This window comes from Gordonia marina (genome assembly GCF_052036135.1).
In the GTDB taxonomy this organism is placed as follows: Bacteria; Actinomycetota; Actinomycetes; order Mycobacteriales; family Mycobacteriaceae; genus Gordonia.
The window spans coordinates 121,368-141,848 of the sequence record NZ_JBPSDN010000010.1; the positions used below are offsets into that span (position 1 = coordinate 121,368).

General features: G+C 70.6%; 23 protein-coding genes. 4 read left to right on the forward strand and 19 right to left on the reverse strand.

All coding sequences use genetic code 11. The annotated features are described in order from the left end of the window. Nucleotides 1–7: 7 nt before the first annotated feature. The 7 genes from ACSEEN_RS08575 to ACSEEN_RS08605 all read right to left on the reverse strand — a co-directional run bounded on the left by ACSEEN_RS08575 (nucleotide 8) and on the right by ACSEEN_RS08605 (nucleotide 6,564). Nucleotides 8–1,189 (reverse strand): acyltransferase family protein, encoded by a 1,182-nt coding sequence (locus ACSEEN_RS08575; protein WP_247865816.1) that lies wholly within the window; start codon nucleotides 1,187–1,189, stop codon nucleotides 8–10. 49 nt (nucleotides 1,190–1,238) lie between these two features. Further along, nucleotides 1,239–1,580 carry a hypothetical protein gene (locus ACSEEN_RS08580; RefSeq protein ID WP_247865815.1) on the reverse strand — a complete coding sequence of 114 codons (342 nt, stop codon included), beginning with the start codon at nucleotides 1,578–1,580 and terminating at the stop codon, nucleotides 1,239–1,241. A gap of 164 nt (nucleotides 1,581–1,744) precedes the next feature. Then, entirely contained in the window at nucleotides 1,745–2,359 is a 615-nt protein-coding gene (locus tag ACSEEN_RS08585; RefSeq protein WP_247865814.1) for a response regulator transcription factor, read from the reverse strand. Continuing rightward, complete coding sequence (locus ACSEEN_RS08590) at nucleotides 2,356–3,450, reverse strand: sensor histidine kinase (RefSeq protein ID WP_247865813.1); 1,095 nt, start codon at nucleotides 3,448–3,450, stop codon at nucleotides 2,356–2,358. The genes ACSEEN_RS08585 and ACSEEN_RS08590 overlap by 4 nt, the downstream gene beginning before the upstream one ends. 18 nt (nucleotides 3,451–3,468) lie before the next feature. After that, nucleotides 3,469–4,230 (reverse strand): ABC transporter permease, encoded by a 762-nt coding sequence (locus tag ACSEEN_RS08595; protein ID WP_247865812.1) that lies wholly within the window; start codon nucleotides 4,228–4,230, stop codon nucleotides 3,469–3,471. A 107-nt stretch (nucleotides 4,231–4,337) separates the two neighbouring features. Then, on the reverse strand, nucleotides 4,338–5,240 hold the full coding sequence (locus ACSEEN_RS08600) for an ABC transporter ATP-binding protein (protein ID WP_247865810.1): 903 nt from the start codon (nucleotides 5,238–5,240) through the stop codon (nucleotides 4,338–4,340). Between the two features lie 94 nt (nucleotides 5,241–5,334). Beyond that, a complete protein-coding gene (locus ACSEEN_RS08605; protein ID WP_440712934.1) occupies nucleotides 5,335–6,564 on the reverse strand; it encodes a PucR family transcriptional regulator in 1,230 nt (409 codons plus the stop codon). A 134-nt stretch (nucleotides 6,565–6,698) separates the two neighbouring features. On the opposite strand from ACSEEN_RS08605, the gene ACSEEN_RS08610 reads away from it, so the two are divergent. Continuing rightward, on the forward strand, nucleotides 6,699–7,760 hold the full coding sequence (locus ACSEEN_RS08610; protein WP_440712935.1) for an esterase/lipase family protein: 1,062 nt from the start codon (nucleotides 6,699–6,701) through the stop codon (nucleotides 7,758–7,760). A gap of 9 nt (nucleotides 7,761–7,769) precedes the next feature. Here ACSEEN_RS08610 and ACSEEN_RS08615 read toward each other — a convergent pair whose 3' ends face one another. The 7 genes from ACSEEN_RS08615 to ACSEEN_RS08645 are packed head-to-tail and all read right to left on the reverse strand — an operon-like array spanning nucleotide 7,770 to nucleotide 11,134. Beyond that, entirely contained in the window at nucleotides 7,770–8,471 is a 702-nt protein-coding gene (locus ACSEEN_RS08615) for a LysR substrate-binding domain-containing protein (protein ID WP_440712969.1), read from the reverse strand. Between the two features lie 32 nt (nucleotides 8,472–8,503). Further along, the gene (locus ACSEEN_RS08620; RefSeq protein WP_247865806.1) at nucleotides 8,504–9,067 is read right to left on the reverse strand and encodes a hypothetical protein; all 564 of its coding nucleotides are present in this window, start codon (nucleotides 9,065–9,067) and stop codon (nucleotides 8,504–8,506) included. Further along, nucleotides 9,064–9,621, reverse strand: a complete 558-nt coding sequence (locus ACSEEN_RS08625) for an Asp23/Gls24 family envelope stress response protein (protein ID WP_247865804.1) — start codon at nucleotides 9,619–9,621, stop codon at nucleotides 9,064–9,066. Before ACSEEN_RS08625 ends, ACSEEN_RS08620 begins: the two co-directional genes overlap by 4 nt. Next, nucleotides 9,618–10,055: an Asp23/Gls24 family envelope stress response protein gene (locus tag ACSEEN_RS08630; protein ID WP_298442343.1), complete on the reverse strand. Its 438-nt coding sequence runs from the start codon at nucleotides 10,053–10,055 to the stop codon at nucleotides 9,618–9,620. The genes ACSEEN_RS08625 and ACSEEN_RS08630 overlap by 4 nt, the downstream gene beginning before the upstream one ends. After that, nucleotides 10,048–10,230, reverse strand: coding sequence for a DUF2273 domain-containing protein (locus ACSEEN_RS08635; protein WP_247865802.1), 183 nt, complete (start codon nucleotides 10,228–10,230; stop codon nucleotides 10,048–10,050). The genes ACSEEN_RS08630 and ACSEEN_RS08635 overlap by 8 nt, the downstream gene beginning before the upstream one ends. Then, nucleotides 10,227–10,580, reverse strand: coding sequence for an Asp23/Gls24 family envelope stress response protein (locus ACSEEN_RS08640; RefSeq protein WP_440712936.1), 354 nt, complete (start codon nucleotides 10,578–10,580; stop codon nucleotides 10,227–10,229). The genes ACSEEN_RS08635 and ACSEEN_RS08640 overlap by 4 nt, the downstream gene beginning before the upstream one ends. After that, complete coding sequence (locus ACSEEN_RS08645) at nucleotides 10,580–11,134, reverse strand: Asp23/Gls24 family envelope stress response protein (protein ID WP_440712937.1); 555 nt, start codon at nucleotides 11,132–11,134, stop codon at nucleotides 10,580–10,582. Before ACSEEN_RS08645 ends, ACSEEN_RS08640 begins: the two co-directional genes overlap by 1 nt. 123 nt (nucleotides 11,135–11,257) lie before the next feature. Here ACSEEN_RS08645 and ACSEEN_RS08650 point away from each other — a divergent pair, with 123 nt between their 5' ends. The 3 genes from ACSEEN_RS08650 to ACSEEN_RS08660 all read left to right on the forward strand — a co-directional run bounded on the left by ACSEEN_RS08650 (nucleotide 11,258) and on the right by ACSEEN_RS08660 (nucleotide 14,710). Beyond that, nucleotides 11,258–12,520, forward strand: coding sequence for a helix-turn-helix domain-containing protein (locus tag ACSEEN_RS08650; RefSeq protein WP_247865799.1), 1,263 nt, complete (start codon nucleotides 11,258–11,260; stop codon nucleotides 12,518–12,520). 124 nt (nucleotides 12,521–12,644) lie between these two features. Further along, nucleotides 12,645–14,168: an acetaldehyde dehydrogenase ExaC gene (gene exaC, locus ACSEEN_RS08655; protein WP_440712938.1), complete on the forward strand. Its 1,524-nt coding sequence runs from the start codon at nucleotides 12,645–12,647 to the stop codon at nucleotides 14,166–14,168. A gap of 119 nt (nucleotides 14,169–14,287) precedes the next feature. Then, nucleotides 14,288–14,710 (forward strand): DUF779 domain-containing protein, encoded by a 423-nt coding sequence (locus tag ACSEEN_RS08660; protein ID WP_247865797.1) that lies wholly within the window; start codon nucleotides 14,288–14,290, stop codon nucleotides 14,708–14,710. An 84-nt stretch (nucleotides 14,711–14,794) separates the two neighbouring features. Here the strand turns inward: ACSEEN_RS08660 and ACSEEN_RS08665 are convergent, their stop codons facing one another. Genes ACSEEN_RS08665 through ACSEEN_RS08685 form a run of 5 tightly spaced genes read right to left on the reverse strand, consistent with a single transcriptional unit; the run spans nucleotide 14,795 to nucleotide 20,455 of the window. Then, nucleotides 14,795–15,955 carry an acyl-CoA dehydrogenase family protein gene (locus tag ACSEEN_RS08665; RefSeq protein ID WP_440712939.1) on the reverse strand — a complete coding sequence of 387 codons (1,161 nt, stop codon included), beginning with the start codon at nucleotides 15,953–15,955 and terminating at the stop codon, nucleotides 14,795–14,797. Nucleotides 15,956–15,960: 5 nt separating this feature from the next. After that, on the reverse strand, nucleotides 15,961–16,743 hold the full coding sequence (locus ACSEEN_RS08670) for an enoyl-CoA hydratase/isomerase family protein (protein WP_440712940.1): 783 nt from the start codon (nucleotides 16,741–16,743) through the stop codon (nucleotides 15,961–15,963). Beyond that, on the reverse strand, nucleotides 16,740–18,404 hold the full coding sequence (locus ACSEEN_RS08675; RefSeq protein WP_440712941.1) for a long-chain-fatty-acid--CoA ligase: 1,665 nt from the start codon (nucleotides 18,402–18,404) through the stop codon (nucleotides 16,740–16,742). The genes ACSEEN_RS08670 and ACSEEN_RS08675 overlap by 4 nt, the downstream gene beginning before the upstream one ends. Before the next feature lie 5 nt (nucleotides 18,405–18,409). Beyond that, nucleotides 18,410–19,588, reverse strand: coding sequence for a thiolase family protein (locus tag ACSEEN_RS08680; protein WP_440712942.1), 1,179 nt, complete (start codon nucleotides 19,586–19,588; stop codon nucleotides 18,410–18,412). Between the two features lie 27 nt (nucleotides 19,589–19,615). After that, a complete protein-coding gene (locus tag ACSEEN_RS08685) occupies nucleotides 19,616–20,455 on the reverse strand; it encodes a CoA transferase (protein ID WP_440712943.1) in 840 nt (279 codons plus the stop codon). Nucleotides 20,456–20,481: the final 26 nt, after the last annotated feature.

A 20,481-nucleotide genomic window follows, 5' to 3' on the forward strand; every position in this document is an offset into this window, starting at 1 on the left:
GGTCATTCTACCGGCGGGTCGCGGCGGCGTGGCCAGGAGAAACGGGCCACAGCCGGGCCCGCTGGCGCTGCGCGGGCGTTCCGGTGATCCAGTGCAACAGCCAGGCGACGGGGGTGGCGACGACGACGGTCACCGCGAACGCCGCCGCCGTCGAGCCGGTGAAGGTGCGGAAGCCGAGCCAGCCCATCACGAATTCCAGCACCATCACGTGCACCAGGAAGAACTCGTACGAAATCTCGCCGAACCAGACCACCGGCCTCCACCCGAGGGCGCGGCGCCACGGGTCGGGCGGCACCTCGTCGTCCGTGCCGAGGGGCGCCCGCGGGTCGTGCCCGGCGGCGAGCGGCCCGATCAGCGCGAGCGCGGCCACCAGGTAGAGGAGATGCTTGACGATGGTCTGCCCGGCGTCGTCGGGGATGATGGTCGGCCCGCCCGCGTACGACCCCGCCGACGCGAGGAAGGCGAGAAGTCCGATCGGCACGGAGACCTGCCACGGCCAGCGGGTGACCAGCTCGGTGACGACCGCCAGCGCCATGCCGCCGAGGAACCAGCTCGCGAACGCCGGCGGCCACAGGCGCATGGTCGGGTTGGCGTCGGGCAGGCCGTGGACGACGACGGTGAACACCGGTGAGATCAGCGCGAGGCCGCACAGCCAGACCAGCAGCAGATCCGGGCGCCACCGGCGGTGGCAGACCAGCGCGGCCAGCGGCCACGCGATCAGCGGCAGGACGACGTAGAACGCGACCTCCGCGCACATGCTCCACATCTGGGTGAGCCCGGTGTGCAGGTGCCCGTAGCCGTAGACCTGGGTGAACGTCATGTTCCGCAGGAAGCTCCCCCAGCCGTGCCCGGTGCCCCCGGGGTCGTCGCGCACCAGGTAGATCAGGTAGACCGCGATCACGACCACCCAGTACGGCGGCACCACCCGGCGAAACCGGTGCCACGCGTATCGCGTCACCCCGGTCGAGCGAGACCGTTCACCGGTCCGCAGTTCCCGCACCCACGGCCGGAACAGCAGGTATCCCGACAGCACGAAGAAGATCGCGACGCCGAACTCGAAGCGCGCGAAGAGCCGCCCGACGACGTCGTCGGTGTACCGCCCCGTCCAGAACGCCGCGTGGGTGAGGCAGACCGACAGCGCCGCCACCGCCCGGATGCCGGTCAACGACGCCGAGCGCGATGCAGTCACCCGTCCATCATGACGGGTGCTGTGGGCCGGCACGACCGGCCGCCCGCCGTCAAAGCTCCGATTCGGCGTACGTTCTCACCTGGTCGCGGTCCGGGAGCCGCGTCGGCGGCTCGTCGCCGTACCAGGTCTGCTCCACCAGATCGGCGAACCCGTCGAGCACCCAGAGGATCAATTCCCCGGCCACGTCCCCGGAATCATCGATCACCGGGATGATCACCGGCGCCGGACCGTCGGGAATCGAGGAGCGCGGTGATCCGTCGCGGAGGCGCAAGGTCGCCATCGTCGCCGTTCCGCCGACGGCCTCGAGTCCTGCGATCTGCCGCCGCAGCGGCTCGTCCGCTTGTCGTTCGGCCAGGAAGACCAGGGCGGCTCTCTGGGTAGAACTCAGCACGATGGTCACCTCGCTGCCTCCTGTTCGGCTGGAATCCGTCGCGGATCGTGTCGGTGTGCCATGGATGTCGCGGATTCTGCCGGATCCGTCGGCGAATCCGCGACAGATTTTCGCCGCGGCACGATCCGCGACAGCTCACTCCGGCGCGGTCGGCCCCCCGCGGGTCAGATCCAGCCGCGGTCTTCGGCGATGCGGGCGGCCTCGGCGCGGGTGGTGGCGCCGGTCTTGCCGATCGCCGACGACAGGTGATTGCGCACCGTGCCGCCCGAGAGGTGCACCTCGGCGGCGATCGCGGCGACGGTCGCCCCGGTGCGGGCTACCCGGAGGATGTCGATCTCGCGCGGGGTCAGCGGGTTCTCTCCGCTGGTCAGAGACTCGGTGGCGAGCGTCGGGTCGACGACACGCAGGCCCGCGTGGACCCGGCGGACGGCATCGGCGAGTTGCGCCGCGGGAGTGTCCTTCACGACGAAGCCCGACGCCCCGGCGGCCATCGCGCGCCGCAGGTAGCCGGGCCGGCCGAAGGTGGTCACGATCAGGCTGTGCACCCCGGGCAACTGGTCACGCAGCCGCTCGGCCACCTCGATGCCGTCGGCGCCGGGCATCTCGATGTCGAGCAGGCACACGTCGGCGCCACCGGCGCGGGCCGCGTCGACCACCTCGTCACCCCGGCCCACCTGAGCGACCACCCGCAGGTCCGGCTCCAGGTCGAGCAGCGCCGCCAGAGCGCCCCGGACCAGCGCCTGATCGTCGGCGATCAACAACCGGATCTCGTCCGTCACCGGGTCTCCTCCATGTCGGCGATCAGCGTCGTGCCGTCCGGGCCCGACTCGACGTCGAACCGCCCGCCCGCGTCGCTCACCCGCTCGGCCAGCCCGGACAGCCCGTTGCCGGAGCCACAGCTGAACCCGGATCCGTTGTCGCACACGGTGATCCGGAAGGCGGACAGCCCCACCACGCAGCGCGTGGCACCGCTGTGCCGGACGACGTTGGTCACCGCCTCGCGCACCACCCAGGCGAAGAGACCCGCGATCGCGGGATCGGCGACACCGGGATCGGGCAGCACCGCGTCGATACCGGCGGCGGTGAGGGCGCTCTCGGCGGCGGCCAGCACACTCGGCAACTGCGGCGACCGCAGATCACCGACCGTCGAACGGACCTCGGCGAGCGCCTCCCGCGCCAGGGCGTTCACCTCGGCGAGTTCGGTCTTGGCGCGTTCGGGATCGAGGTCGATCAGCCGGCCCGCCAGTTCGGTCTTCACGCTGATCACGGTGAGCGAGTGACCGAGGATGTCGTGCACGTCGCGCGCGACCCGTTCCCGCTCGGCGATCACCGCCAACTCCGACTGCAGCACCCGCTGCCGCTGTTCGGCGCGCTCCCGCTCGGCCTCACGGGCCCGCATCTCCTGCCCGGCCAGCATCGACAGCCCGATCGCGGCGATGATCGCGATCACCCCGAGATCGACGTGCCACCCCGCCACCTCCGGGATCACCACGGCGGCGGCCAGAATCGCGACCATCGCGACCAGCCGCCAGGGCGATGGGAGACTGAACGCGGCGGCCACGATCAGATACGGCGCCAGCCCGACCGCGTCGGGCCCGAGGATCGGGAGCAGCGCCGCGGTCAGCAGGACCAGGACGGCGGTGGCCGCCAGGGCGGGCCGCCATCCGGGCTCGGTCTGGAACATGGCGTTCCGGCAGAACCACACGTAGACGACGATGAACGCGACCAGCAGCGCCGCACCCGCCAGCCGCTCGGCGAGCGGCATGGGCTCGGTCACCAGGGTGGCGATCGGATAGCCGAGGAACAGCAGCCAGACGGCGCCGAACAGCCAGCGCAGGTCGCGCCGGCTGTTCGGGGTGGCGGTGGTCATCGGTTCCTTCGACTGGAGTCAGCGTCGGGCGGTGCTGCGAGTGTAGAAGAACACGGCTGCGGCGGCGAAGATCGCGGCCCACGCGGCGGTGTTGACCACCGGAATCCACAGGGCGATGTGCTCGCCGTACACGGTGACGCCGCGGTCGAGCGGGTAGCGGGCCAGCGTCGTCACGCCGAACATCGGGGTGAACTGCGCGATCGTCAGCATGGTGCCCTTCAGCGGCACGAAGACGTTGCCCGCGAAGGCCAGCAGTGCCAGCACGCCGCCGAGCACCTGCATGGCACCCTCCGAGGCGAGGGCACTGCCGACGGCCAGGCCGAAGGCCGCGAAGATCCCGGCGCCGGCCAGGGCGATCGCCAGGCACGCGATCCAGACCCAGACCGGGGCGTGGGCGCCGGTCGCGATCCCGGCGATCACCAGCACGCCGACCGGCAGCGCGGCCATCGTCAGGGCGACGGCCACCTTGGTCGCGACGTACCCGGACGGACGCAGCGGGGTCATCGCCAGGGTGCGTGTCCACCCGGCGAGCTGTTCCAGGGAGATCGCGGCGGCATTCGTGGTCGCCGCGAGCACCGCGCCGTACAGCGCCATGCCGACCAGGACGTAGAACGCGACATTGCCGGAACCGACAGTGCCGGAACGCGATTGGGTCGCGCCGAAGACGAGATACAGCAGGGCGGGCATGACGACGGTGAAGATCATGGCGCGCCGGTTCCGGAGGACCCGGCGGACGTCGTATCGGTAGTAGGTGGGCGCGATGGCGGCGATGGTGGTCATGGGGACGGCTCCTCTTCGATGGGGGTGGGCTTCGACACGGTTCGTCACGGAGTTCACGTTGAGCCCCGCCGAAACGTTCCGGACCGGCTCAGCCGGCGGAACGGGGCTCAGCCGGAGTGGGATGACGAGGTCAGGGCGACGAAGGCGTCTTCGAGGTTCGCGCCGGCGACCTCGACGTCGTGCGCGTCGGTGCGGGTCAGCAGGTACCGGACCAGCTCGTCGGAGTCGGCGGCGGCCAGGTACAGCCGGCCGCCGCGATGTTCGACGACGTCCACTCCGGGCAGTTCGGCGCGCAGCGGCGTGAGCCACTGGTCACCGACGACGGCGGACACGACGCGCCGCCCGGCCCGGGCGCGGATCTGCGCGGTGCTGCCGTCGGCCACCACCCGCCCACCGGCGATCATCACGATGCGGTCCGCGAACGCGTCGGCCTCCTCCAGGTAGTGGGTGGCGAAGACGACGGTGCGTCCGGCGCCGGCGTCGGCCCGCATGGTGGCCCAGAAGGCGCGCCGGGACTCGACGTCCATGCCGGCGGTCGGCTCGTCGAGCACGATCAGGTCCGGGTCGGGGAGCAGGGCGAGCGCGAACTTGAGGCGCTGCTGCTCACCGCCGGAGCACCGCGACACCTTGCGGTCGGCGATCTCCACCAGCCCGGCGCGGGCCAGCACGGCGTCGACCTCGTCGTCGCGGCGGTGCAGAGAGGCGATGACGCGGACGGTCTCCAGCACGGTGAAGTCTTCGAGCAGGCCGCCGGTCTGCAGCACCGCGGCGATCCGGCCGGCGCGAGCGGCCCGGCGCGGCGGCAGGCCGAACACCTCCAGGCGACCCGAATCCGGCTGGGAGAGGCCCAGGACCATGTCGAGGGTGGTGGTCTTGCCCGCGCCGTTGGGACCGAGGAAGGCGACCACCTCGCCGGGGGCGACGCGCAGGTCCACGCGGTCGACCGCGGTGACGTCGCCGAAACGCTTGGTGATTCCGTCGAGGCTGAGTGCGAGTGCTGTCTGGTTCATGCCTCTACGATCCCGCCGCGGCGCGAGCCGATCCCAGAGCGGATGTCACCTTTCCGCCATGACGTCTGTCATGGACTCGCGGGGGCGCTGCGGGTCAGAGCCGGGCGTCGGATGCCAGCCCGTCCCACTTCCCGGCGACCATCAGCGCCGCGGCGAGCATCCGGGACTCGCGCGGCTTCGTCGGATCGAGCCCGGTGAGCTCATGGATCCGCCGCAACCGATAGGTGTACGTATTCGGGTGCACGTGCACCTGCGCGGCGGCCGACTTGCGGTCCGCACCGAATTGCAGGTGCGAGTGCAGCGCCTCCAGCAGATGCGGCTGGTCGAAGAGCGGTTCCACCCGCTCGGCGAGCCGGTCCCGCGCGGGGCTGGGCCGGGTCACCTGGAACTCCAGCAGCAACTGATCGATGCGGTACGCCCCCGGTCCCCGGTTCAGCCCCTTGGCCAGCCGGCCCAGCTCGGCGGCGTCGACCGCGGCCTTCGGGATCTCGCCGACCGGAACGTCTTCCAGGAACGCCAGGTAGACGCCGACCCCGAATTCTTCGGTGAGGCCGGCCGCCAGCTCCGCCCAGCGCGGGCTCGCCGCGTCCGATTCGGCGACCGTTCCGGCGATCAGGGCGACCCCTTCCACCCCATCGAAACGGGCCGGGGTGATGTCCGTGGTCAGCTCGTCGAGGGCGTTCTGCAACACCCGTTTACGCCGGTGCAGCACCATGTTCGGGGGCGCGACCTCCGGGTCGACGTCGAGCAGCACCGTCACCACCAGGTACCGGTCGGCGACGACGGTGTCGGCGCGCGCCGCCAGGCCCGCGGCGGGCCGGCCGTGGACCAGGGCATCGCACAGCTCACGCCGCGCCTCGCGTTCGGAGTCGAGCGGGGAGTCTGCCAGGTAGGCGTCGACGACCACCAGATTGATCGAGGTCAGCACCTGCAGCAGACGCGAGCCGACCGCGACCAGCTCGGACGTCTCGTCCGGACGCGCGGTCGCCGCGGCGTGCGCCAGCAGTACCTGCGCCGAAGCGTGGATCGCGGTCATCAGCACCGGCAGCGGGAGCCGCTCCTCGGCGTGCTGGCGGGCGACCGGTCCGACGAACCCGCGGATCTCGTCGTGACTCGGCACCTGCCCGGCCGCCAGGGCGGCCAGCACGGCGTAGCCGGTACCCGCGATCGCCGGCCGCAACTCGTCGTAGTGGTCGTCCGGAACGCCCGCCGGGGCGTAGGCGCCGAGGCCCTCGGTGAGCAGTTCGCCCGACAGATCCGGCCAATCGGCGAGCAGACGCTGGACCAGATTCGCGTTTGTCTCCGGCGACGAAGGATCCGGCAATTGTTCTCTCCTCAGTAGAGTGACCTGGGCGAATGCCCCTGCCTACGGTGTTCATAGTCGGCCGAACCGGTCGTGTTACCAGTTAGTAACCTACGGCTACGTCGCCGTAGGTCAAGTCCAGGGGAGAAACAGCCTTGCGTCTAGCGCACAGAATCGGCGGCGTACTGCTGACCGCCGCGGTGGCCGCCGCGGCCTTGACCGCCACCGCCGCGAACGCGGACGCCCGGCCCGGCGCCCAGGCTCCGCACGTCGACACGCGGGTGTCGGGAACCACGTTGCCCCCGATCCCGAACACCGTGGGCGAGGGCCCGGCGTCGTCCGGATTCTGGTCCGGCTACGCCTACGGCCAGCTGAACCCGAACGCCGCCCCCAAGGGCGCCAACGACTTTCACTGCAAGCCGAAGGACGGCCGGAACCCGGTGGTCCTGGTGCACGGCACCTACGAGAACGCCTACGACAACTGGGCGGCGTTCTCGCCCGTCCTGAAGAAGGCCGGCTACTGCGTCTTCGCACCGAACTACGGCCGCACCGACCTGCTCGACAAGGGCGGCGTCGCCATCGTCATGCCCGGCGTGCAGGGGGTGGCCTCCATCCGCCGGTCGTCCGAACAGCTCGGTACGTACATCGACCGGGTCCGCAAGGCCACCGGCTCGGACAAGGTCGACATCATCGCCCATTCGCAGGGCGGCCTGGTCGCCCGCCACTGGATCAAGTTCGGCGGCGGCGCCGACCGCGCCGATCCGGCGAAGAACAAGATCGGCAAGCTGATCATGTTCGGCACACCCAATCACGGCACCACGCTCGACGGCCTCGCCGCCTTCGGCCGCGCCATCGACGACCTCGGCCTGCCGGTGATGGAGTTCTACTCCTGGCTGTACGGTGCGGGCCCGATCGACCAGGCCGTCGGCTCACCCGCGGTCAAGGCCATCAACGCCGGGCGGATGACCTACCCCGGCATCGAGTACACGTCGGTCGCCACCGAGTACGACGAGGTGGTGACCCCGTTCGACAGCGCCTTCATCAGGGGCGGCGGCGTGCAGAACATCGTGCTGCAGCACGGCTGCGAGGCGGACACCTCCGACCACCTCTCGATGGTCTATTCCTCGCGCGCCATGTCGATCGCCCTGCGCGCCCTCGACCCGAAGACCTACCCGAAGCTCGTCTGCGCTCCGAACGTCTGGGCCTTCAGCTTCTGACCGGTCCGCTCACCGCCCGCCGCGCCGAGAGGCCCGGCGGGCGTTCGGCTTCCGGTTCCCGGCGGCCTTGCGCGGTGGGATGGTGCCCGCGGCCTCCTTTGCCGCACGACGTGCCGCCGCCTTCTCCTTGGCCGACCGCTTGGGCGCCTGCTCGCTCTGTCCGCGCGACGATCCGGCACGACGCCCCCGCACGACGCCGATGAACTCCTCCACCAGCTCGCTCGTCGGCTCCCGCCAGAGCAGCCCGACCGGCGAGGCGGGCCCGTCGGCCAGCGGACGGTACGTGAGATCGCGACGGTGATGCAGCCGCGCCAGCGACATCGGCACCACCAGCAGGCCCATCTCCTCGGCCACCAGCCCGACCGCATCGGCGGTGGACTCCGGCCGGAAATCCAGGGTCTCCCCCGGGCGATCGGCCCAGTCGAGGACATCGTCCTCCGGTCGCAGCAACCACTCGGAGTCCAGATCCGCGCAGGTCAGCTCGTCGGCCGCGGTCAGCAGATGCTCTTTGGGCACGACGACGACCGGCACCTCGTCATAGACCCGGATCACCGCCAACCCGTCCTCGCCGCCGGCGGCCGGGCGGGCCAGGGCGGCGTCGACGGCGCCGGAACGCACCCGCAGCGCGGCTTCGTCCGCCGGGCAGGCCACCAGCTCCACGTCGACGCCCGGCCGACGCTCGGCGAACGTCCGCACCCACTTGGCCGGCATCACGCCCGGGACGTAGGCGAGCCGGAAGGTGCTCACCGGGCTCGCCGCGGCGGCGCGAACTGGACCATGGTCTGCACGTGCAGCTCGGTGTCGCCGACGGCGGCCTCGATCTGCTCCGTGGCCACCGCCAGCGCGGCGGACACCTCGTCGTACGTGCGATGCGCGGGCGCGGTCACGACGATCCGGATCAGTTTGGCGCCGCGGTCGTCGAGCGCCTTGACGGAGACGTCCTCGAACAGCGGATCGGCCTTGAGGTCGTCGGACACGGCGGACGCGATGAGTCCCGGCGGGATGGTCATGCGGCCGCCCTCCTCGCTGCCGTCCAACACCAGGCGCTCCACGGCCTGCGGGCGGATCAGCGTCGCGAGCAGCCGGAACCCCCACAGCACGGCGAGCGCCACGATGCCGACCAGCACCCACGTCCACCAGTCCTGATGGGCCGCGCGGTCGATGGCATCGGAGTCGATGCGCTCGTCCCAGTCGGACAGCGGATGGATGGTGACCTGCGAGAACAGCAGCGCCAGCCCGACCACGACCAGCAACAGTCCCACCAGGCCGACGGAGAGTCGGTTCCACGCCGCGGGCAACCGGTTCATCGGGCACTCCTTCCGCCGCGCACGCGGACCTTCACCTTGGGCGCGTGCCCGGTGAGCGGCTCCACCACCTCGGTGACCGTCTGCGCGACGGCCCCGGTGTCGATCACGCCCTCGGCCGCGGTGATCACGACGACCACCTTCCGTCGTCCGTACACGGTGCTGACCGCGTCCACGCCCGCCAGTTCGCCGACCGCGGAGCTGCAGCGTCGTGCCACGTCGAGGGGCCGGGTCCAGGTGGTCGTGCGCGGACCCTGGTGACCGACCGCCACGTAGCGATGCTTGCGCGGCTTGACCGCGAGCCACAGGAGTCCCAGCCCGGCGACCAGCAGCGCCACCACCAGCGCCCACATCCACGCCTGCCACCCGGTCCGCGTGCCCCAATCGGTGGCCCCGCGCAGCCATTCGTCGCCGCTGATCCAGCCGGCCCGGACGATCAGATCCCGGATCGCGATGCCGGCCAGCACCAGCAGCACCAGCCCGAGACCGGCTCCGGCGAGCGCCGCGGCCGGCAGTGCCGCCGGCGTCCGCACCCGCGTGCTGTCGTCGCGGCTCACAGCACCGTCTCCCCCGGCTCGGCCGAGGTGCGCGCCACCAGCGCCGCCACCGCGACGTCCACGGCGGCGGGCGTCACCCCGGTGAGACGCGTCAGTTCCTCGGTCAGGTGGGTCCGCAGCCGCCGGCACACCTGCGTCACCGGCGACGGCCAGGCGAGCGCGACCTCGATCGACAGGCGCGGCGCGGCGACGCCCATGTCGATCTGCGCGCGCGGGTACGACCCGCCGACCATCGCACGCACGGCGGCGTTGCCCCCGGCCAGCGATCCGACGCCGGTGCTGTACGCGACGACGTCGTCGACGCCCAGCGCGGCCCGCTCGGCGATGACGCGGCCGACCCGGTCCGCGATGGTCAGCGCACCCGGCGGCTCGGGCGTCTCGGCCGGTTCCGCCTCCGCGGGTGGTGCGACGTCCGTATCCGGCAGGTCAGCCACGGTTACGGCTCCGCACCACGGCGGTCAGGTCGATGCTGCCGTCCCGATGCAGCCCCAGGATCAGCCCGATGCCGCCGAGCACCACGCCGATCAGGAAACCCACCAGGCCACCGGTGGTCGCGCACAGCGCCAGAAGCAGGCCCGCGAGGAGCCCGATGGTCGCGAAGTTGTTCATGCTCGCTCACTTTCTCTACGCCCGGAATCCGGGTCCGGTGGGGTATCCAGGTCGGCGATCAGCACGTCGATCGGGAGACCGGTGATCGACGAGGCGGCCGCGCGGATCCGGTCGGCCAGCTCGGCCAGCGGATGACCGAGCGACGCGATCACCGCGACCTCGCCCTCGTCGGCGCCCAGCCGCACACCGACCACCCGGCGGCCGGGCAGGTACGTGGCGATCGTTCCGTACGACCCGCCGGAGAGACCGGCGACGCCCGGCACCGCGCGGACCGCCTCGGCGATCCGCGCCGCGAGTTCACCGGCGGGGTCGGTCCCCCCGATCCCGCCGGCCGGCCCCGGCCCGGTCATCACTGCACGCGCGGCGGTTGCGCGGGGTCGTCGGCGGCGGAGCCGGAATCCGGGAGGTGCACGTCGTGCACCGCCACGTTGACCTCGGTCACCTCCAGCCCCGTCATGCCCTCGATGGCGGCGACCACGTTGCGCCGGATCGCGTTCGCGAGCTGGTGGATGGCGACGCCGTACTCGGCGATGATCTGCACGTCGACCGCCGCCTGCTTCTCGCCTACCTCGACGTTGATGCCCTGCGTCACGCTGGACGACGTTCCCGGGATCACGTCGCGCACCTTGCCGACCATCCGTTCCCCGGCCCCGCCGAGGTCGTAGACGCCGCCGATCTCGCGGGTCGCGATGCCCGCGATCTTCGCGACCACGGTGTCGGCGATGACGGTGCGGCCACGGTCGTCACCGCGATCCCGGCGCGCCACTTCCTTGTGCTGGTGCGCGCGGGTGGTGGTCGGCTCGACCCCGGCCGGCTTCTCGGCCGGCTGCGCCGAGTCCGCGGCCGGGTCGCCGGTCGCCGCGTCGGAGATCGCTTCGGTGGCCTCGTCGGTGTGCTCGGACATCAATCCCTCTCCTTCTCGCACCCCGCGCCTACCGCCGGGTCCGTATCCCCGATTATTGCCGACGTCACAGTCCCCATGCAGAATCGAAGGCACGAACCGGGTTCCGAGTGGTCAGGAGGCGTCATGGCCGACGCTGCGATGACACACATTCGGCGTGCCTACGAACGGCTCCTCTCCGGTGCCGATCTGCCCGCCGAAGCGGTGCGCTCGGTGGTCCGCGACTCCTGGCTGCGGTCGGTGGCCCGCGGCATCGACCCGTCCGCGGCGGATCCGGCGCCCCCGGCCCGCGACCTGTCGGCCGACGACTTCGAGGCCTACCGGGCGGCCCACCCGCTGACCTCCATGCGTCCCCTCGTGCAGTCCCTGATGCTCGACGACATCGCCGACGCCGGGGTGGTGGTGGCCCTCACCGATCACGAGGGACGGCTGCTCTGGGTGGAGGGCGACTTCTCGGCCCGGGACAGCGCCGCCGCCATCAACTTCGTCGAGGGCGCGGTGTGGAGCGAGGACACCGTCGGCACCAACGCACCCGGGCTGGCGCTGGCCGTCGACCGCGGCGTGCAGATCCGCGGGCCCGAGCACTTCGCGAGCTCCGTGCAGGAGTGGAACTGCGCCGCGGCGCCCGTGCACGACCCGCTCACCGGCGATCTGCTCGGCGCCATCGACGTCACCGGCGGCTCGGCGGCCGCGGCACCGTTCGCGCTCGCCGCGGTCCGCTCGGTCGTCGCCGCGGTGGAACGCGAGCTGGGCTCGCGCGCGGTCGATCTCGCCGCGCCCGCCGTCCCCCGCACCCGCGGCGCGACGATCAGCCGGCTCACCGTGCTCGGCGCGCCACGCTGGACCGCCGCGGACGGCGTCACCGCATCGCTCAGTCCCCGGCACGCGGAGATCCTGCTGCTCCTCAGCAGCCACCCCGAGGGCCTGAACACCGACCAGCTGGCGATGCTGCTGTCGGACGGCGACCTCGGTGCGGTGACCGTCCGCGCGGAGATCTCCCGGCTGCGCCGCGACCTCGGCGACCTGATCGCCGCCCGCCCGTACCGCCTCACCGTCGAGGTCGAGTCCGATGTGGACGACGTCCGGCGGCTGCTGCGCGGCGGCTCCCTGGTGCAGGCGGTGGCCGCCCTCGGCCGCGGTGGCCTGCTCGCCGAGTCGAACGCGCCCGGCGTCGTCGAACTCTTCGAAGAGCTCCGGGAGGACCTGCGGTCGGGCATTCTGAGCGCCGCCGATCCGCGGGCCCTGAGCGCGTGGACGTCGTCGCCGCACGGCCGCGACGACACCGCCGCGTGGCAGCGGCTGGCCGCGGTGCTGCCGCCGGGACACCCCGATCGGGCGATCGCCGTCGGCCGGATCCGGCTCCTCGACCGGCGCTTCGGTATCGGCTGACCTGCCGCGGCAACGTTGCGCATTCCGATGCAACGTGACTGCAACCACAGCTGGCCTACCGTGTGTAACAGATCACCACGGGGTGACCTGAACGACAATCCCCCGCCGCACACGAGGAGTTCCGATGACGGTATTCGCCAAGCCCGGTTCCGAAGGCTCGCTGATGAGCTTCGAGCCCCGATACGACAATTGGATCGGCGGCCAGTGGGTCCCGCCGGTCAAGGGTCAGTACTTCGAGAACCCGTCGCCCATCGACGGGAAGACCTTCTGCGAGGTGGCCCGCTCCACCGCCGAGGACATCGACCTCGCGCTCGACGCCGCCTGGGCCGCCGCACCGGCGTGGGGCAAGACCGCCGTCGCCGAGCGCTCGATGATGCTCCTCAAGATCGCCGACATCATGGAGGCGAACCTGGAGAAGATCGCGCTCGCCGAGAGCTGGGAGAACGGCAAGGCGATCCGCGAGACCCTCGCCGCCGACATCCCGCTCGCGATCGACCACTTCCGCTACTACGCGGGTGTGATCCGCGCCCAGGAAGGCGGCATCTCGGAGATCGACGAGAACACCGTCGCCTACCACTTCCACGAGCCGCTGGGCGTCGTCGGCCAGATCATCCCGTGGAACTTCCCGATCCTGATGGCCGTCTGGAAGCTGGCCCCGGCCCTCGCCGCCGGCAACTGCGTGGTCCTCAAGCCGGCCGAGCAGACCCCCGTCTCGATCCTGTACGTGATGAGCCTCATCAACGAGGTGATCCCGGCCGGTGTCGTCAACATCGTCAACGGCTTCGGCGTCGAGGCGGGCAAGCCGCTGGCGTCGAGCAACCGGATCCGCAAGATCGCCTTCACCGGTGAGACCACCACCGGCCGCCTGATCAGCCAGTACGCCTCGGAGAACCTGATCCCGGTCACCCTGGAGCTGGGCGGCAAGAGCCCGAACATCTTCTTCGACGACGTGCTCCTCACGGACGACAGCTACGTCCAGCGCGCCCTCGAGGGCTTCGCGATGTTCGCGCTCAACCAGGGCGAGGTCTGCACCTGCCCGAGCCGCGCACTGGTCCAGCAGGGCATCTACGACGACTTCGTGGAGCGCGCCGTGGACCGGGTCAAGAAGATCAAGCAGGGCAACCCGCTCGACACCGAGACCATGATGGGCGCGCAGGCGTCGAGCGACCAGTGGGAGAAGATCAAGTCGTACCTGGCCATCGGCAAGGAGGAGGGCGCCACGGTGCTCACCGGCGGCGAGCCGATCGACCTCGGCGGCGACCTCTCCGGCGGCTACTACATCCAGCCGACCGTCTTCGCCGGCAACAACGACATGCGGATCTTCCAGGAGGAGATCTTCGGTCCGGTGCTCGCGGTGACCAGCTTCTCCGACTACGACGACGCCATCCGTATCGCCAACGACACCCTCTACGGCCTGGGTGCCGGCGTGTGGAGCCGCAACGGCACGGTGGCCTACCGCGCGGGCCGGGACATCCAGGCCGGTCGCGTGTGGACCAACACCTACCACGACTACCCGGCGCACGCGGCGTTCGGCGGCTACAAGAACTCCGGTATCGGCCGCGAGAACCACCTGATGATGCTGTCGCACTACCAGCAGACCAAGAACCTGCTGGTCGGCTACGCGCAGGACCCGAAGGGCTTCTTCTGAGCCCCGGCGATCCGCTGAACTGAACATCCATGGTGCGCCCCGAGAACCGCTTTCGGGGCGCACCATGGTCATTGCGGGGACCTATGCCGCGCGCCTGCGCGGAGATCAGGGAGTGAGTGATGAGCGAGAACACCGCACCGGAACGCGTGGTCGCGACCGACGACGCCGTCGCGCTGCTGACCAAGCTGACGGAGTTGCACGGCGGTCTGATGATCCACCAGTCCGGCGGCTGCTGCGACGGCTCGGCACCGATGTGCTACCCGGTCGGCGAGTACCGGATCGGCCAGCGTGACGTGCTGGTCGGCGAGGTGGCGCTGCCCGATCCGCTCCCGCTGGTGCGGGTCTGGATCAACGGCGACCAGTTCGAGCTGTGGAAGCACACGCAGCTGATCCTGGACGTGGTGCCCGGCCGCGGCGCCGGGTTCTCGCTGGAGGCCCCGGAGGGGGTGCGCTTCCTGTCCCGGTCCCGGACCTTCTCCGACGACGAGAACGCGCTGCTGGCGGCGTCGCCGCCGCCGACCGGCGCCGAACTGGGCGTCTGACGCCCGGCAACCGCGTCCCCGCCCACCGGCCGCCGGCATCGCCGGCGCCCGGGCGCGCGGCGCACCACGTCGGGGGCTATGCCGTCACAGGGACCGGCCGATCAGTTCTTTCATGATCTCGCTGGTTCCGCCGTAGATGGTCTGGACGCGGGCGTCGGCGTACATGCGCGCGATCGGGTACTCGATCATGTATCCGTATCCGCCGAAGAGCTGCAGGCAGCGGTCCACGATCTCCTTCTGCTTCTCGGTACCCCAGAGTTTCGCCATCGACGCGGTCGCCGGATCGAGCGTGCCGGCGATCTGCTCGGCGATGCAGTGGTCGACGAGCGTCTTGCCCGCCAGGACGTCGGCTTTGCACTCCGCGAGAACGAACTTGGTGTTCTGGAACTGCATGATCGGCTTACCGAACGCCTCCCGCTGTTTGGCGTAGGCGATGGTCTCGGCCACCGCGGCCTCGGCCGCCGCCACCGCACCGACGCCGATGATCAACCGCTCACGCTGGAGTTGATTCATCAGCTGGTAGAAGCCCTGCCCTTCGACGCCGCCGAGCAGGTTCGCCGCGGGGATCCGCATATCGGTGAACGCGAGTTCGCGGGTGTCCTGGCCGTGCTGACCGATCTTCTCCAGCACGCGCCCGCGCTCGAATCCCGGCAGATCCTCGGTCTCGGCGACGAAGAGGGAGATGCCCTTGGCACCCAGCGCCCGATCGGTCTTGGCGACGATGACGAGGAGGTCGCAGTGGCTGGCGTTGGAGATGAACGTCTTGGAACCGTTGATCACGTAGTGATCGCCATCGCGGACCGCGGTGGTGCGCACCGACTGGAGGTCCGATCCGGTACCGGGCTCGGTCATCGCGATTGCCAGCACCGAGTCTCCCGTCGCGCATCCGGGCAGCCAGCGCCGCTTCTGCTCGTCGGTGGCATAGGTGTTGAGGTAGTGCGCGACGATCGTCGAATGCACGGCGAAACCGAACGCGGAGTCGCCCGCCCCCATCAATTCCTGCTGCACGACGGCCTCGTGGCCGAAGTCGCCGCCCGATCCGCCGAACTCCTCCGGGATGTCGAGGCAGAGCAGTCCGGCGGCGCCGGCCTTGTTCCAGAACTCGCGGTCGACCTGGTGCTGCCGTGCCCACCGCTCCTGGTTGGGCGCCGATTCCTTGACGAAGAAGGCGCGAGCGTGGGCGCGGAGCGCCGCCTGGTCGTCGCTCTCCCAGGGGGCGCGGTAGTGGGGAAACAGTGTGGCCATGAGGGTCACCTTCCAGTGAAGTGCGGCGGTCGTTTGTCGAGGAATGCGCGTTGCCCCTCGTGGCAGTCGTCGGAGCGGAGGGCGACGTGGAAGTTGCGCCGCTCGTATTCGAGTCCTTGGGCGAGGGAGGAATCGAGTGCCGCGTAGGCGGCGTCCTTGGCGAGGGCGACGGCCAGGGGCGAGTTGGCGGCGATCCGTTCGGCCATCGCCACGGCGGCGGCGCACGCCGTTCCCGCAGGAACGACCTCCGCAACGAGGCCCGCGGTCTCGGCGGCGCGGGCGTCGATCGCGTCGCCGGTCATCAGCATCGCCATCGCCTTGGCCTTGCCGACGGCGTGCACGAGCCGTTGTGTGCCGCCGCCACCCGGGATCACACCGAGCCTGACCTCGGGGACCGCGAAGCGCGCGCCCGCACCCGCGATCACCGTGTCGCAGGCCAGCGCGAGTTCGCATCCACCCCCGAAGGCGACGCCCTCGACCGCCGCGATCAGCGGTGCGGGAAAGGATCTGAGCGCCGCCCACATCGCGCCGCCGGACGCCTCGTGAGGTCCGATCAACGCCTCGGCACGCAGTGCGTCGAACGCGGTGATGTCGGCTCCGGCGCAGAAGGTCCGCTCGGATCCGGTCAGCACCACCGCGCGCACGGCGCCGTCGGACCGGCAGGCGTGGAGATGTTCGGTCAGCTCGGCCATCACCTGCCGATCGAGCGCGTTGTGCGCCTCGGGACGATCGATGCGCAGGACGACGACGGCGCCGCGGTCGTCCGCGGTCACCACCGGCGCGCTCATCGGACATCCCGGTAGGTATCGGCATGCGAAGCACGCATGACCTTCTTGTCGAGCTTGCCGACGCTGGTCCGCGGCAGCGCGTCGACGCGGAGGACGACATCGGGAAGCTGCCACTTGGCGAATCGTCCCGCGAGCAGTTCGTGGATCTCCGGCAGGGGGACGTCCGCGTCGTCGTTCGTCGCGAGCAGCACCACCGGGCGCTCCTGCCACTTGGGGTGAGGCACACCGATGACCGCCGCCTCCGTCACTCTCGGGTGCGCGACGATGGCGTTCTCCATGTCGATCGACGAGATCCACTCACCGCCGCTCTTGACCACGTCCTTGAGCCGGTCGACCACTTTGAGGTAGCCGTTCGGATGGATCACCGCGACGTCACCGCTACGCCAGAAGCCGTCGACGAAGCGTTCGCCGGGCACGTCATCGAGGTCGTGGTAACGCTCGGTGATCCACGGCCCGCGGATCAAGAGCTCGCCTTCGGACACGCCGTCGTGGGGCAGTTCCCGCCCCGCGGGGTCGACGATCTTGACATCGACGCCATTGACCGGAAGCCCCTGGCAGCGCTTGAGATCCCACTTCTCGTCGTCGGTGATTCCGGTGAGCGTGGGCTTGAGACCGGCATTGACCGTCACGAACGGCGTGGTCTCGGTGGCCCCGTAGGCGTGGATCACGTCGGCGCCGGTGCGCTCGAAGAAGCCGCGCATCATGGTCAGCGGGGGTTCGGTGGCACCGCACAGGAGCCGGGCCCGGTGCAGATCCGGCATCTCCTCGAGGGTTCCGATGTAGTCGAGCATCGGTTCGAAGATCGCCGGGGCGCCGTTGGCGACCGTCACCCCTTCGGCGAGCATCGCATCCACCAGCACCGAGGTGTCCCCGGCGAGGTACCGGCCGGGAAGCACCACCTTGGCCTGCGAGTAGACGGCGGACTGGGGCAGGCCCCAGCTCTGCCCGTGGAACATCGGGGTGATCAGCATGACCGAGTCGTCGCTGCCCATTCTCAACACCGCCGCCTGCGCCATGGTGTGCAGGCAGATGCCCCGATGTGAGTAGTAGACCCCCTTGGGGCGTCCCGTGGTTCCGGTGGTGTAGCAGGCGCTGTAGGCGGTCCGCTCGTCGATCACCGGCCAGTCGAAGACCTCGGCGGCCTGCGCCATCAGATCCTCGAAGAACAGCGCGTTCGGCAGGCCCGCGTCGACCTCCGACGACGGCCGGTCGGTCATCACGATCCAGGTCTTCACCCCGGGGGCGTGCGGCGCGAGGTCGCGGGCGACGGACAGCAACGATTCGTCGACGAAGACGACGGAAGCCCCGCTGTGGGTGGTCACGAATCCCAGATCCTCCGGCGCGAGCCGCAGATTCATCTGCAGCATCGTCGCCGCGGTGCCGGGAACGGCCCAGTACAGCTCGAAGTGCCGCTTGCTGTTCCAGTCCAGGATCCCGACGACGTCGCCCGGACCGATGCCGAGACCGGCGAGTACGTTCGCCGCCTGCTGCGCCCGGGAGTACAGGTCGGCATAGGTGTACCGGTCCCAGCCCCCGTCGGAGGTCCGATAGACCACCTCCTGCTCGGGGAAGGTGCGGGCGGCATGCCGAATCAGGGTGGTGGTGTTCAGTTGGTAGCTGTCGCCGTGCGTCGACGGCAGTCCGGTGACGATCTCGGTCATGGTCTTCACATCCGTTCGATGATGGTCGTGTTGGCGGTGCCGGTCGCTTCGCAGACGGTGAGCAGGCCGATGCGCTTTCCGGTGCGTTCGAGCTCGGCGAGCAGGTCGGTGAGCATGCGCGCCCCGGTCGATCCGAGCGGATGGCCGATCGCGATCGATCCTCCGTTGACGTTCAGCTTCTCGTCGGGGATCGCGAACTCGCGCTGGAACATCAGTGGCACCCCGGCGAACGCCTCGTTGACCTCGAACAGGTCGACGTCGTCTACGCCCAGACCCGATCGCGCAAGGGCCTTGCGGGTGGCGGCGAGCACCGCGGTGAACTGGATGACCGGATCGTCGGCTGCCACGCTGAGCGCCCGGAAGCGCGCCCGCGGGCGCAGCCCCAGCTCGGCGGCGACGTCGGAACTCGCGATGAGCAGCGCCGCGGCACCGTCGCTGAGCTGCGAGGAGTTGGCCGCCGTCGTCATGCCGTCGGCGGCGAACGCGGCGGCCAGGCTCGCCACCTTGTCCGGGTCGAGGTGTTCGCGAATGCCCTCGTCGCCGGCGACGATCGGCGAGTCCTCGTCGTCCGGATCTGTGCGCACCGGCACCAACTGATTCCGGAAACGTCCTCGCGCCGTCGCCTCCGCAGCGCGGCGGTGACTGCGCATCCCGAACGCATCAAGCTCTGCCCGGGAGAATCCGAAGGTCGTGTTCATCAGCTCCGACGACAGTCCCTGCGCGGTGAGCCGGCCACCGTATCGGGCGAGTTCCCGCGGACTGTACTGCGGTCCGAGCGGCGCACCCGGCATCAGCGACGGCGGCATCGGCACCTGCGACATCGACTCGACACCGGCCGCGACGACGAGATCCTGCGATCCCGCCATGACCGCCTGCGCCGCGAAACCGATCGCTTGCAGGCCCGACCCGCATTGCCGGTCGACGGTCACGGCCGGCACCGACTCCGGCAATCCGGCCGCGAGCACCGCGTGCCGCGCGAGATTGCCGCTCTGCTCCTCGGATTGCAGTACGCACCCGGCGATCACGTCGTCGATGAGCGCCGGGTCCACGCCCGTCGTCCCGACGAGGTGCGCGAGCGTCACACCGAGTAGGTCGACCGGGTGCCAGCGGCGGAGTGCGCCACCGCGGCGCCCGACGGGGGTGCGCACCGCGCCGACGATCACTGCTTCGGGGGATGTTGTCATGTCGGTTCCAATCGTGGTCGGAGGGGATCAACGGGAGGGGTACGTGTGCACTCGCGCGATGGGCACGTCGACGCGGTCACCGAACTCGACCCAGCCGGCCGTCGAGCGCGAGGCGAAGGCCGCCGCCAGCCCGTCGTGGTCGTCGGCGCCGAGTTCGTCGTACAGGCGCTTCCGGAAGTGCGGCTCGATCGCGGCGACGGCGATGTGCCCGTCGGCGGTGGCGTAGGAGCCATACGCGGGGTCGGCGCCACCGAGCGGAGCACCCGGTCCGAGGAGGCCATGCCGGATCGCCGCGCCCGCATCGGCGGCAGCGGCGTCGAGGACCACCCGGCGCAGACCCCCGCTGCCGGTGCGGTCACGCTCGCGCAGCGCCAGCAGCGCCTCCCACACCACGCGTTCGGCTCCCAACAGGTCGATCACCGGGATCAGCGGCGCGATGCCCGGCGTCAGCGTGCCGTGAGCGGCCTGGTAGGTCAGATCGTGCCCGGACTCGTCCGCGCGACCACCGTCGTAGCCGACGATCTCCACCTGGGACAGCCGCCGGTGGCGCGACCGGAACTCGGCGACGCCGAGGCGGTCGGCGGCCGATGGCCGCATCGCCGTGATCAGTACATCGACCTCGGCGAGCAGTGCGTCGAATTCGCCGCGTCCCGCGGGGCTCTTCAGATCCAGTGTCACCACCTGCTGGCCCGCGGCGAGTTCGTCGTACCAGCTGCGAGCGACGGCGGCCAGCGGGTCGCCAGACGGCGGCTCCACCTTGACGACCCGCGCCCCGAGCCGCTGCAACCGGTGCGCGGCGAGCGGACCGGGGAGATTGACTGCCAGCGAAACGACGCTGATTCCGGCGAGATCGTGTGTGTGGTTCATGACACCCTTTCGCTATACAGCCGTAT